This window comes from Shinella sp. BE166, assembly GCF_051201095.1.
Lineage (GTDB): Bacteria > Pseudomonadota > Alphaproteobacteria > Rhizobiales > Rhizobiaceae > Shinella > Shinella lacus.
Map to the genome: position 1 here is coordinate 622,404 of NZ_JBPEHL010000002.1, position 12,795 is coordinate 635,198.

Consider the following 12,795-nt stretch of genomic DNA (forward strand, 5'->3'; position numbering starts at 1 on the left):
ATTTGTGAAATCGCCGCATGCTTGGTTGAATGCGTCCCGACGAAAGAGGTGCGGCATGGGCGAGAATGAAATCTGGGCGAGCTACGAGAAGCGTCTGTCGCGCGTATCCGCCTATATCTACGATCATCTGGACGAGGATATCGACCTCGACCGGCTGGCGGAGATCGCCTGCCTTTCGGCGCATCACTGGCACCGCGTCTACCGGGCCGTGCACAACGAAACGCTGGCGGCGACCGTCCGCCGGCTTCGTCTGCACCGGGCCGCGGGCGACCTGGTGCGGTCCGACCAAACCGTACGGGACATCGCCGCGCGATGGGGCTACCCCAATCTCCAGTCCTTCACGCGCACCTTCGCGGCTGCCTATGGCATGCCGCCGGCGCGCTACCGGCGGGAGGGGAGCCATCGCGCCTTCGAACCCCAAAGCGGCAAGGAGCCGACCCGCATGTACGACATCACCATCCGCACCCTACCTGAACAGACGCTGCTCGGCGTTTCCCATGCCGGGTCCTATATGGGCATCGGCAAGGCTTTCGAGGCGCTTTACGGCGCGCTGTTCTCCCGCAACATCTTCCGGCCGGACATGCGCATGGTCGGGGTTTTTCTCGACGATCCGGATCTCGTGGCGGAGGACAAGCTGCGCTCCTTCGCCTGCGTCACGGCGGACGCAGCCGTTCCCGCCGAAGCGCCGCTGGTTCGCCGCACGCTTGCCGGCGGCGATTATGCGGTGCTGCGCCACCAGGGGCCGTATGCCAACATGGGAGCGGCCTACCGCTGGCTCTACGCCACCTGGCTGCCGGCCTCCGGCCGCTCCATCCGCGACGAGGTCATGTTCGAGACCTATCTCAACAATCCGCGCGAGGTGCCGCCAAGCGAGCTTTTGACGGAAATCCACCTGCCGCTTCAGCCGGCTTGATGATGAAGGCGGGGCGGGTGAAAACCCGCCCTAGCCGGCCTTCGCTGCCGCAAGCTGGCGGTGCATTTCCTCGTCGTCGATGGCAGTGGCGCGCTTGCTCGCCGGGCGCTCCTTCAGCCGGTCCCAATAGGCCTTGAATTCCGGCCGGGGCTCCAGCGAGCCGAACTGGAGGCCCCAGCTGATATGGGCGCCGACATAGACATCGGCGGCGGTGAAGCTGTCGCCGGTGATATAGGGGTGCTGCGTGACGGCATAGGCGAGGGTGTCCATCACCGATTCGTAGCTGCCGCAGCCGATGCTGCGGTGACGCTCCTTCGGCACCTCCAGCCCGAAAGCCTTGATCGAAACCGCCATTTCCAGCGGCCCGGCGGCGAAGAACGGCCAGCGGTAATAGTCGCCGCGCTGGTCGGTTGGCGGCGCAAGGCCGGCTTCCGGAAAGGCATCGGCGAGGTAGGCGCAGATCGCGGCGGCTTCCGTCACGATGGTCTTGCCGTGGCGGATGCAGGGCACCTTGCCCATCGGGTTGATCGCCAGATAGTCGGGCGATTTCATCGATCCGTCGAAGGTCAGCCATTCCGTGCGATAGGGCGCGCCGACTTCCTCCAGCATCCAGCGGGCAATGCGTGCGCGCGACATAGGATTGGCGTAGAAGATCAGGTCCTCGGCCATGCTGTTCTCCTCTCACAAATGGTGGACGGGAGGATAGGGCGCGGGGTTGCCGCCGCAAGGGAAGGACAAAGAAAAAGCCCGGCGCAAGGCCGGGCTTTCGATAGGCTGTCTCGCTCAGGCCGCCATGGCCTTGCGGAGGTTCTCGTCGATCTTGTCGAGGAAGCCGGTGGTGGAGAGCCACGGCTGGTCGGGACCAATGAGAAGGGCGAGGTCCTTCGTCATGAAGCCGGATTCGACCGTGTCGACGCAGACCTTTTCCAGCGTGTCGGCGAAACGCGCGAGCTCGGCATTGTTGTCGAGCTTAGCGCGGTGCGCGAGGCCACGCGTCCAGGCGAAGATCGAGGCGATCGAGTTGGTCGAGGTTTCCTCGCCCTTCTGGTGCTGGCGGTAGTGGCGCGTCACCGTGCCGTGCGCGGCTTCCGCTTCCACCGTCTGGCCATCCGGCGTCATCAGAACCGAGGTCATCAGGCCGAGCGAGCCAAAACCCTGGGCGACGATGTCGGACTGCACGTCGCCATCGTAGTTCTTGCAGGCCCAGACGTAGCCGCCGGACCACTTCAGCGCCGAGGCGACCATGTCGTCGATCAGGCGATGTTCGTACCAGATCTTCGCTTCCTTGAACTTGTCGGCGAATTCCTTGTCGAAGACTTCCTGGAAGATGTCCTTGAAGCGGCCGTCATAGACCTTGAGGATGGTGTTCTTGGTGGAGAGGTACACCGGCACCTTGCGCTGCAGGCCGTAGTTCAGCGAGGCGCGGGCGAATTCGGTGATCGAATCGTCGAGATTGTACATGCCCATGGCGACGCCGGCGGACGGGGCGTCGAACACGTCATATTCGATCTCCTTGCCGTCCTCGCCGACGAACTTCATCGTCAGCTTGCCCTTGCCGGGGAACTTGAAGTCGGTGGCGCGGTACTGGTCGCCGAAGGCATGGCGGCCGACGATGATCGGCTTGGTCCAGCCGGGCACGAGACGCGGCACGTTCTTGCAGATGATCGGCTCGCGGAAGATGACGCCGCCGAGGATGTTGCGGATCGTGCCGTTCGGCGACTTCCACATCTTCTTCAGCTTGAATTCCTCGACGCGGGCTTCGTCCGGGGTGATCGTCGCGCACTTGACGCCGACGCCGTGCTTCTTGATGGCGTTGGCCGCATCGATCGTCACTTGGTCGTCGGTGGCGTCACGGTTTTCCATGCCGAGGTCGTAATATTCGAGGTCGACGTCCAGGTAGGGATGGATCAGCTTGTCCTTGATGAACTGCCAGATGATGCGCGTCATCTCGTCGCCGTCGAGCTCGACGACGGGGTTGGCGACCTTGATCTTTGCCATGGAGAGCCTCGTGTTTTGTAGGGGCTGGGCGCCCCGGATCGTGGACTTGAAAGAACCGTTTGGCCCTATAGCATCCAAGGCCGGCAAGGCAAAGCCAACGATCGGATGAGGCGGTTTATTTTCGCCGGCGGACGGAATAAGTTTCGCCAAAATTCCGTTCCAGGAAAGTTCGCTCACGGCGCCCATCCGGGCCTGCCGTCACCCAATGGAGAATGTCATGTCGCGTTTCGGTCTCGTTGCGCTCGTCCTTCTGCTTCCCGTCTCCGTCGAGGCGGCCGACTACAAGGCGCCGGTGTCGGAAATCATGTCCGCGGCGACCACCAACTGGCAGGACATGGGCACCGACAGCCACACGCCGCCGCCCTATACCGACTACTTCTCCGAGGATTTTCTGGCGCGGCTTTACAGCAAGGATTTCGTCGCGAAATACAAGGAAGCCGCGAAGTACCCCGCCTATGACGACGGCGGTTCGCCCTTCGATTACGATCCGATCATCGGCGGCCAGGACGGCTGCGCGCTGAAGGACATCACGGTGACGGAAGGCCAGCCCGCGGGCGGCGCGGAGGATGTGACGGTAACCTTCGACAACAGCCACTGCTTCGGCGAGCGCGCCGCGGACTGGGAGCCGGAAAAGCTCGTCTTCAAGGTTATCGACGAGGACGGCCGGGCCGTCATCAACGATATCGAGCGCCCGAGCTTCGAAGAGGCCGCGTCGCTGAAGAAGGAGTTGCAGGAGATTGCCCAGGAAGGCGCCAATGGCGGGAGCGGCACGGCAGAGGAAAACCCGGAATAAGCGGCTGCCGCTTTTCATTTTCAGCCATTTGTGCCAGTGAGGCCCGACTTTTCTAGGGAAATATGGGTATGGCAGGCACGAACAGCGAACGCACGCTGATCGCCGAAGGACCGGCGATCATCCTCGTTCATCCGCAACTGGGTGAAAACATCGGCATGGTGGCGCGCGCCATGGCGAATTTCGGCCTCGCCGAACTGCGTCTGGTCAATCCGCGCGACGGCTGGCCGAGCGAGAAGGCGATCTCCGCCGCCAGCAAGGCCGACCATGTCATCGAGGCGGCCAAGGTCTATCCCTCGCTGGAAGCGGCCGTCGCAGATCTCGAATTCGTCTATGCGACGACCGCGCGCGACCGCTACGGCTACAAGGAAGTGCGTTCCCCCGTCGTTGCTGCCGATGATTTGCGCGTTCGTTTCCGGGCCGGCGAAAAGACCGGCATACTCTTCGGCCGCGAACGCACGGGCCTCACCAATGAGGAAATCGCGCTTGCCGACGAACTGGTGACTTTCCCGGTCAATCCCGCCTTCGCCTCGCTCAATCTCGCCCAGGCCGTACTTCTGATGAGCTACGAGTGGATGAAGAGCGGCCTAGCCTCCGTCGAGGACACCCCGTTCGACGCGCTGCCGCAGCGCCCCGCCAAGAAGGAAGAGTTGCAGGGCCTGTTCGACCATGTCGAGGAGACGCTCGATGCGCGCGGCTATTTCCGGCCTGTCGAAAAAAAGCCCAAACTGGTGGAGAACCTGCGCGCCATCCTGACGCGTCCTTCCTTCACCGGCACGGAGATCCAGGTGTTGCGCGGCATCATTTCCTGCCTCGACCGTTTCACCCCGGAATCACCGCGCGGCGCGACGAACCCGAACCGCACGCGCAACCGCCGGCCCAAGGTGCCCCGTGACGACGACGAATAGTGCCAAACCTATCCTGGTCTTCGATAGCGGCATCGGCGGGCTGACCGTGCTGCGCGAGGCGCGCGTGCTGATGCCGGAGCGGCACTTCATCTATGTCGCGGATGATGCCGGGTTTCCCTACGGTCCCTGGGAGGAGCCGGCGCTGAAGGCGCATGTCATCGACCTCTTCGGCAAGCTGCTCGCCGAGCACGACCCGGAAATCTGCGTCATCGCCTGCAACACCGCCTTCACGCTGGTGGGAGCAGACCTGCGCGCCGCCTTTCCCGCCATGCCCTTCGTCGGCACCGTGCCCGCCATCAAGCCCGCCGCCGAGCGCACGCGCTCCGGCCTCGTCTCGGTGCTCGCCACCCCCGGCACGGTCAAGCGCGCCTATACGCGCGATCTCATCCAGTCCTTCGCCAGCCAGTGCGACGTGCGCCTCGTCGGCTCGGAGCGCCTTGCGCCCATGGCGGAAGCCTATATCCGCGGCGAAACGCTCGCCGACGACGCGGTCCGTGCAGAGATTGCTCAATGCTTCATCGAACAGGACGGCCGCAAGACGGATATCGTCGTGCTCGCCTGCACGCACTATCCCTTCATGGCGAACCTCTTCCGCAAGCTTGCTCCCTGGCCGGTCGACTGGCTCGACCCGGCCGAAGCCATCGCCCGCCAGGCTCGCCGGCTCGTGCCGCCGCTCGAAACGCTGGCGCCGGGCGAGGACATCGCCGTCTTCACCTCCGGCAATCCGGATTTTTCCACCCGCCGGCTGATGCAGGGCTTTGGATTGCAAATCGAATCGAACTCACGCACAAACCGTTGAGGCGCCTGAATTTACGGGATGTCGGCGTTGAGGGGCATCTTGGCGTCTTTGTCTGGGGTGCGCGGTTATTGCCATCGGCTCCTTGAAGAGGAACACATGGAAATGAAACTTTCGAAGCGTCTTTTCCTGAAGGGCGCCTGTTGCGGTGCGGCTGTGCTCGGCACAGGCTTTGCAGCGTCGGCCTCCGCCGCAGACAATACGGTCGTTGCGCATGCGCCCGCGCCGACCGGTCTCTCGCCGGACGAGGCGCTGGCGCTCTTGAAAAAAGGGAATGACGATTTCGTCGCCGATCGTGTTCCGGTTCTCCACATCGATCGCAAGCGCCGGCTGGAAATCGCCGAAGCGCAGCATCCCTTCGCCGTGCTTGTGGGATGCTCCGATTCGCGCGTTCCGCCGGAACTGCTGTTCGCGTGCGGATTGGGTGATCTTTTCATTGTGCGCGTCGCCGGAAACACGGTCGACATGGTCGGACTCGGCAGCATCGAATATGCGGTCGAGCATCTCGGCGTGCCGCTGGTCGTGGTTCTTGGCCACGAACGCTGCGGTGCGGTGGCCGCGGCCGTCGCGGCAGTGAAGGATAGTGCGGACTACGACAGCGCGATCGAGGCGATGGTGGCACCGATCCTGCCCTCCGTCCTGCATTCCACCCGCCTGGAGGGGGATTTGCTGGACAATTCCGTTCGGGAAAACGTCAAGCGCGTGGTTGAGCGCTTGCGGATTTCCACCGACGTCATCACCAGCAAACTTGAGGCCGGTAAGCTGAAGATCGTCGGAGCCCGTTACGACCTCGATGAAGGAAAGGTCGATTTCTTCGTCTGACCCTCATCGGGGGTCTGCCGCAAAACTGTGGGTTTTGCGCGTTGTTGCGGACAAGTCGCGCGGATCGGTGATAGACCTCCCGCCATGCGCGCGGTCCAATAGAACCGCGGCTGTCTTTCGGACGGAAACGAGGAATGGCATGAAGGTCGGCATCGACATGGGAACGGTGCAGGGCGGTGCACCGGCCAGGCTCGATATCGAGGAACTGCTGGCGACCCGCCTGCTGGTGCAGGGCAATTCGGGCTCGGGAAAGTCGCATCTGCTGCGCCGCCTGCTCGAACAGTCCGCGCAATGGGTGCAGCAGGTCATCATCGATCCCGAAGGCGACTTCGTCACGCTGTCGGACCGATTCGGCCATGTCGTCGTCGACGGCGAGCGCACGGAAGCCGAACTCGTCGGCATCGCCAACCGCATCCGCCAGCACCGCGTCTCCTGCGTGCTCTCGCTCGAAGGGCTGGAAGCCGACGAGCAGATGCGCGCGGCGGGCATCTTCCTCAATGCGCTCTTCGATGCGGACCGGGACTTCTGGTATCCGGTGCTCGTCGTCGTCGACGAGGCGCAGCTCTTCGCGCCGGCCTCCGGCGGCGAAGTGTCGGAAGAAGCGCGAAAACTCTCGCTCGGCGCGATGACCAACCTGATGTGCCGCGGCCGCAAGCGCGGCCTGGCCGGCGTCATCGCCACGCAGCGCCTTGCCAAGCTCGCCAAGAACGTCGCGGCCGAGGCCTCCAACTTCCTGATGGGCCGCACATTCCTCGACATCGACATGGCGCGCGCCGCCGACCTGCTCGGCCTCGACCGGCGGCAGGCGGAAATGTTCCGCGACCTGCCGCGCGGCTCCTTCGTGGCGCTCGGGCCGGCGCTGTCGCGCCGCCCGCTGCCGGTGGAGATCGGCGCGGTGGAAACCTCCGCGCGTTCGACCAGCCCCAAACTGATGCCGCTGCCGGATGCACCGCAGGACGTCGAAGACCTGATCTTCACGCCGGACCCGGAAGAGTTTTCGCGCCAGCTCGTTCGCCGCGCGCCACCGGCGCCGCGGCCCACGACGGATATCCTCGCCGAACTCTCCCGCGCCCGGCCGGAGCCGGTGGCGGAGCCGGCGAAGGCTGCGGCGCCTGAAATCACCGCCGAGGAACGCGAAGACCTGCTCGACCGCACGCTGGCCGAAATCCTCGGTCATCCCGATGCGGCCTTCCGGGCGGATGCTGAACTGTTCCAGGATTTCCTCGTGCGCTGCCGCATCCGCCGCGTGCCCGGCGCGCCGCTCTCGCTGCCGGCCTTCCGGCGCAAGATGGCGGTCGCGCGATCCGGCGTCGATGCCGAGACGGCGGGAACGGAAATCTGGGCGAGGGCGCTCGATCTGTCCCGCAGCGTCACCGAGGACCTGCAGGGCGTCTTCCTGCTCGTCGCACAAGCCGCCGTGCGCGGCCTTGCCTGCCCGTCGGATGCGATGATCGCGCGTGCCTACGGCACCCATTCCGCCCGCCGCGCGCGCCGTCTGCTTGGCTATTTCGAGGAGCAGGGGCTGGTCGTGGTGCACAGCGATCTCGCCGGCCACCGCATCGTCGCCTTCCCGGATCTCGGCTGCGAGACGAAGCCTGGCGATGCCAACGGGCCGGACCTGACGGATTCCCGGCAGGATGCGGCTGAATAGTCGGATTTTCCGGGCGCCGCGCGTTGACAAATTTGTGAAACCCGCCTAATGACCCGCCAACGCCGGGCAGCAATGTCCGGTGTTTCATTTGACATGTCCCGTGGATTCTCCGGTCGCGATCGTGAGAAACCTGTCGGAGCCTCGAAAAGGTTCAGAGGAGGGCGTGTTTCCTTCAGCCGGTCCGGCAACGGGCAGGCAATAACAAGACTAGAGGAAATGCGATGAGCAAGCGCGCTGCATCCAAGTACAAAATCGACCGCCGTATGGGCGAAAACATCTGGGGCCGTCCGAAGTCCCCGGTCAACCGCCGCGAATACGGCCCGGGCCAGCACGGCCAGCGCCGCAAGTCCAAGCTTTCGGACTTCGGTGTTCAGCTCCGCGCCAAGCAGAAGCTGAAGGGCTACTATGGCGACATCCGCGAGAAGCAGTTCCGCGCGATCTTCGCTGAAGCCGAGCGCCGCAAGGGCGACACCCCGGAAAACCTGATCGGCCTGCTCGAATCGCGCCTCGACGCGATCGTGTACCGCGCCAAGTTCGTTCCGACGGTCTTCGCTGCCCGTCAGTTCGTCAACCACGGCCACGTCAAGGTCAACGGCGTTCGCGTCAACATCGGTTCCTACCGCTGCAAGCCGGGCGACGTCATCGAAGTCAAGGACAAGTCCAAGCAGCTCGTCACGGTTCTGGAATCCGTTGGCCTCGCTGAACGCGACGTTCCGGACTACATCGAAGTCGATCACAACAAGATGGTCGCCACCTTCGTCCGCATCCCGGTTCTCTCCGACGTGCCCTATGCCGTCGTCATGGAACCGCACCTGGTCGTCGAATTCTACTCGCGTTAATCGCGGTCGACACCTTGCGAAATCTGGAAAAGCCGCCAAGAGATTGGCGGCTTTTTCTTTTGGGGGAAACGGCATGACGGATTTGCAGGCTATCGTCGACGAGATCCATGCGACGCTGTCGCCACGGCGTGGCGAGGGCAGGGTGGCGAATTACATTCCGCAGCTTGCGCATGTGGACCCGCAGAAGTTCGGCATGGCTGTCGTCAGTGTCGATGGCACGAGGTATCTCGCGGGCGACGCGGAAGAAGCCTTCTCGATCCAGAGCATTTCCAAGGTTTTCACGCTGACGCTGGCGCTCGGCAAACATGGCGAGGCGATCTGGAAGCGGGTGGGGCGCGAACCGTCGGGCTCCGCCTTCAACTCCATCGTCCAGCTGGAGCACGAGGGCGGTATTCCGCGCAATCCGTTTATCAATGCCGGCGCCATCGCGATCACGGACCTCATTCTTGCCGGCCATACGCCGAAGGAGGCAATCGGCGAGATCGTGCGCTTCCTGCGCTACCTCGCGGATGAGGACGACATCATCATCGACCAGGCTGTCGCGCGCTCCGAGCAGGCGACGGGGTTCCGCAATTTCGCGCTCGCCAATTTCATGCGCTCCTTCGGCAAGCTCGACCACGCGGCCGAACTGGTGCTCGGCGTCTATTTCCACCAATGCGCGCTGGCGATGAGCTGCCGGCAGCTCGCCAAGACGGGGCTGTTCCTCGCCAACAGCGGCACCAACCCGCTGACCGGCCACCGCGTCGTCTCGCATATGCGCGCGCGGCGCATCAACGCGCTGATGCTGACCTGCGGCCACTATGACGGCTCCGGCGACTTCGCTTATCGCGTCGGCCTGCCGGGCAAGAGCGGCGTGGGTGGCGGCATTCTCGCCGTGGCCCCGGGAAAGGCCTCGGTTGCGGTCTGGTCGCCGGGGCTGAACGACAACGGCAACTCGCTGCTCGGCTCGCTGGCGCTGGAAATGCTGGCGGCGCGGACGGGCTGGTCGGTCTTCGGGGCTTGATTGTGAGCCGCGTTCGGGGCATTGCAAACCCATGACCCTCGCATTTGCAGATACCGACGACGACGCATCGGACGACGGCCGTCATCCGCTCTTTGCGGATGCCCCCAGGAGCGTCTCCTTCAACAAGCTGCGCAAGCGCCTGCTGCGGCAGGTGCGACAGGCGATGGACGACTTTTCCATGCTGAAGGGCCAGAAGCGCTGGCTCGTCGGCGTCTCCGGCGGCAAGGACAGTTATGGCTTGCTGGCGCTGTTGATGGACCTGCAATGGCGCGGCCTGCTGCCGGTGGAGCTCATCGCCTGCAATCTCGATCAGGGCCAGCCGAATTTTCCAAAACATATCCTGCCGGAATACCTGTCCTCGATCGGCATCAAACACCGCATCGAATACCGCGACACCTATTCCATCGTGAAGGAGAAAGTGCCGGCGGGCGCGACCTATTGTTCGCTCTGCTCGCGGCTGCGGCGCGGCAATCTCTATCGCATCGCGCGCGAAGAGGGCTGCGACGCACTGGTGCTCGGCCATCACCGCGAAGACATTCTCGAAACCTTTTTCATGAACTTCTTCCATGGCGGCCGGCTCGCCGCCATGCCGCCGAAGCTCCTGAACGACGAGGGCGACCTGATGGTGCTGCGCCCGCTCGCCTATGCGGCGGAGGAGGATCTCGCGAAATTCGCGGCCGCCATGCAGTTCCCGATCATCCCCTGCGATCTCTGTGGCTCGCAGGACGGCCTCCAGCGCAATGCGATGAAGGCGATGCTGGCCGATATCGAGACGCGCATGCCGGGCCGCAAGGACGCCATGCTGCGGGCACTTGGCCATACCAACCCGTCCCATCTTCTCGACCCGAAGCTTTTCGATTTCTCCTCCCTGGAAACGGTAAGACACGAATGACGACGATTGACATCAATGCCCTGGCGCTGGTGCTTGCACAGGCGGCCGAGGCCGAAATCCGCCCGCGCTTTCGCGCACTCGCCAAGAGCGACATCCGCACCAAGGCGGACGCCAACGACCTGGTGACGGAGGCCGACGAAGCGGCCGAACGCTTCATCAAGAAAGAGGTCGCGGCACAGTTCCCGGGCGTGCTCTTCGTCGGCGAGGAATCGGTCGCGGCCGATCCGGCGTTGCTGCCGAAGCTCGCCGATGCCGAGCTTGCCATCGTCGTCGACCCGATCGACGGCACCTTCAACTTCGCCTCCGGCGTGCCGCTTTTCGGCGTCATGGCGGCGATCGTATCCGGTGGCGAGACCGTCGGCGGCATCATCTACGACCCGATGGGCGATGATTTCGTGATGGCGGAAAAGGGCGGCGGCGCCTGGCAGACCGGCGATCACCGCCCGGCTGTCAAGCTGAAGACGCGGGGCGCGGCACCGCTCGAAGCCATGACCGGCATGGCCTCCACCAGCTTCCTCGATCGCGAGCGGCGCGCCCGCATCCTGTCGAACCTCGCCAAGGTGGCCTTCGTTTCGAACTACCGCTGCGCGGCGCACGAATACCGCACCTTCGCCGGCGGCCACCTGCATTACCTGATGTACAACAAGCTGATGCCCTGGGATCACCTGGCCGGCACGCTCATCGCCCAGGAAGCCGGTGCCTATGCCGCCCGCTTCGACGGCTCGCCTTACCAGCCGCACCATGTCGAGGGCGGCCTGCTGGTCGCGCCGGACAAGGATAGCTGGGAGATGCTGCGCCGCGAGGTTTTTGTCGACTGAGGCGGTTTTCGACCCAACAAAAAGGCCCGGCTGCCATTGGTAGCCGGGCCTTTTGCATTTGTCCTGGCGGTTTCGTCAGACCGGCTGGTTATGCGGCTGGAACAGCTTCCCGTGCTCGGCGATCAGCACGAAGATCAGGCCGATGATCGACAGCGAGAAGAAGCCCATGACGAGGGGCAGCGCGGTGCCGTTGAAAGCCTGGCCGATGATCGCACCGAGGATCGTGCCCCCGGCCGTGCCCATGAAGCCGAGCACGGAGGAGGCCGTGCCGGCGACGTGGCCGAGCGGCTCCATGGCGAGCGAGTTGAAGTTCGAGCCGATCCAGCCGAACTGGAACATCGACAGCGCGAAGAGCACGATGAAGATGGCGAACGGCACATGCGGCGCCCAGAGGAGCGTCAAAAGCAGCCACAGCGTGTTGACGGCGAGGAAGCCGAGCAATGCACCATGCGACAGCCGGCGCATGCCGAACTGGCCGACGAGCCGCGCATTGACGAAGGACGACAGCGCCATGAAGGCCGCGACCCCGGCAAAGGCGACCGGGAACCAGACGCCAAGCCCGTAGATGCCGACATAGATCTGCTGCGCCGAGTTGATGAAGCCGAACAGCGCGCCGAAGATGAAGGTGCTCGCCAGCGTGTAGCAGAGCGCCACGCGGTTGGTCAGCACGATGCGGAAGCCTTGCAGCACCGACCGCACCGTGAAGGGGCGCACGTCATCGGCATGCAGCGTTTCCGGCAGGCGGAAATACATCCACGCCCAGACGACAGAGGCCATGACGGCCATGAAGACGAAGATCAGGTGCCAGTCGCCGAACAGCATGACGACCTGGCCCGTGCCCGGCGCCAGCACCGGCACGACCATGAAGACCATCATGATCAGCGACATGACCTCCGCCATCGCGCGGCCGCCGAAAATGTCGCGCACGATGGAGATGGTGATGACGCGCATGGCGGCCGAGCCGATGCCCTGGATGAAGCGCAGCGCCAGCAGGGCCGCGAAGCTCGGCACGAAGATCGCCGCCAGCGACGACACGACATAGACGCCGAGGCCGAAGAACATCGGCGCACGGCGGCCGAACCGGTCCGATATCGGGCCGTAGAGCAACTGCGCGAAGGCGAAGCCGATCAGGTAGGCGGAAATGACATATTGCCGGTGGTTCTCGTTCTCGACGCCGAGGCTGGCGCCGATCTCCTGCAGGCCGGGCAGCATGATGTCGATGGCCAGAGCATTGAGCGCCATCAGCAGCGCCATGAGCGCAATGAATTCTATCTTGCCCATGCCTTTGAGGCGCTGGGCCGATTCGGGGGAAAGTCCGGACATAAGAATTTATTCCATAAAAGAGAGAAGGCGCCGCTGGGAATG

The 12,795-nt window shown here is 64.0% G+C and carries 13 protein-coding genes; 10 read left to right on the forward strand and 3 right to left on the reverse strand.

The genetic code is table 11. The features are described from left to right. Positions 1-55 precede the first annotated feature (55 nt). Complete coding sequence (locus tag J2Y63_RS07060) at positions 56-913, forward strand: AraC family transcriptional regulator (RefSeq protein WP_435265451.1); 858 nt, start codon at positions 56-58, stop codon at positions 911-913. Between the two features lie 30 nt (positions 914-943). Here J2Y63_RS07060 and J2Y63_RS07065 read toward each other — a convergent pair whose 3' ends face one another. Together J2Y63_RS07065 and J2Y63_RS07070 are read right to left on the reverse strand one after the other, a co-directional pair. Then, entirely contained in the window at positions 944-1,582 is a 639-nt protein-coding gene (locus J2Y63_RS07065; RefSeq protein WP_435265452.1) for a glutathione S-transferase family protein, read from the reverse strand. A gap of 114 nt (positions 1,583-1,696) precedes the next feature. Then, on the reverse strand, positions 1,697-2,911 hold the full coding sequence (locus tag J2Y63_RS07070) for an NADP-dependent isocitrate dehydrogenase (RefSeq protein WP_435265453.1): 1,215 nt from the start codon (positions 2,909-2,911) through the stop codon (positions 1,697-1,699). Positions 2,912-3,128: 217 nt separating this feature from the next. Here J2Y63_RS07070 and J2Y63_RS07075 point away from each other — a divergent pair, with 217 nt between their 5' ends. The 9 genes from J2Y63_RS07075 (at position 3,129) to J2Y63_RS07115 (ending at position 11,430) form a co-directional block, all read left to right on the forward strand. Further along, positions 3,129-3,704: a hypothetical protein gene (locus J2Y63_RS07075; RefSeq protein ID WP_435265454.1), complete on the forward strand. Its 576-nt coding sequence runs from the start codon at positions 3,129-3,131 to the stop codon at positions 3,702-3,704. Positions 3,705-3,772: 68 nt separating this feature from the next. Beyond that, positions 3,773-4,609, forward strand: a complete 837-nt coding sequence (locus tag J2Y63_RS07080) for an RNA methyltransferase (RefSeq protein ID WP_435265455.1) — start codon at positions 3,773-3,775, stop codon at positions 4,607-4,609. Continuing rightward, positions 4,593-5,408 (forward strand): glutamate racemase, encoded by an 816-nt coding sequence (murI, locus tag J2Y63_RS07085; protein WP_435265456.1) that lies wholly within the window; start codon positions 4,593-4,595, stop codon positions 5,406-5,408. The genes J2Y63_RS07080 and murI overlap by 17 nt, the downstream gene beginning before the upstream one ends. Before the next feature lie 96 nt (positions 5,409-5,504). After that, the gene (locus J2Y63_RS07090) at positions 5,505-6,227 is read left to right on the forward strand and encodes a carbonic anhydrase (protein ID WP_435265457.1); all 723 of its coding nucleotides are present in this window, start codon (positions 5,505-5,507) and stop codon (positions 6,225-6,227) included. Positions 6,228-6,366: 139 nt separating this feature from the next. Next, entirely contained in the window at positions 6,367-7,878 is a 1,512-nt protein-coding gene (locus tag J2Y63_RS07095) for an ATP-binding protein (RefSeq protein ID WP_435265458.1), read from the forward strand. A 221-nt stretch (positions 7,879-8,099) separates the two neighbouring features. Further along, positions 8,100-8,717, forward strand: a complete 618-nt coding sequence (rpsD, locus tag J2Y63_RS07100) for a 30S ribosomal protein S4 (protein ID WP_256115713.1) — start codon at positions 8,100-8,102, stop codon at positions 8,715-8,717. Positions 8,718-8,790: 73 nt separating this feature from the next. Next, entirely contained in the window at positions 8,791-9,720 is a 930-nt protein-coding gene (locus tag J2Y63_RS07105; RefSeq protein ID WP_435265459.1) for a glutaminase, read from the forward strand. A gap of 31 nt (positions 9,721-9,751) precedes the next feature. Continuing rightward, positions 9,752-10,612, forward strand: coding sequence for a tRNA 2-thiocytidine(32) synthetase TtcA (ttcA, locus tag J2Y63_RS07110; RefSeq protein ID WP_435265460.1), 861 nt, complete (start codon positions 9,752-9,754; stop codon positions 10,610-10,612). Then, positions 10,609-11,430 (forward strand): inositol monophosphatase family protein, encoded by an 822-nt coding sequence (locus tag J2Y63_RS07115; RefSeq protein WP_435265461.1) that lies wholly within the window; start codon positions 10,609-10,611, stop codon positions 11,428-11,430. The genes ttcA and J2Y63_RS07115 overlap by 4 nt, the downstream gene beginning before the upstream one ends. A gap of 75 nt (positions 11,431-11,505) precedes the next feature. Here the strand turns inward: J2Y63_RS07115 and J2Y63_RS07120 are convergent, their stop codons facing one another. Continuing rightward, a complete protein-coding gene (locus J2Y63_RS07120; RefSeq protein ID WP_435265527.1) occupies positions 11,506-12,711 on the reverse strand; it encodes a multidrug effflux MFS transporter in 1,206 nt (401 codons plus the stop codon). Positions 12,712-12,795: the final 84 nt, after the last annotated feature.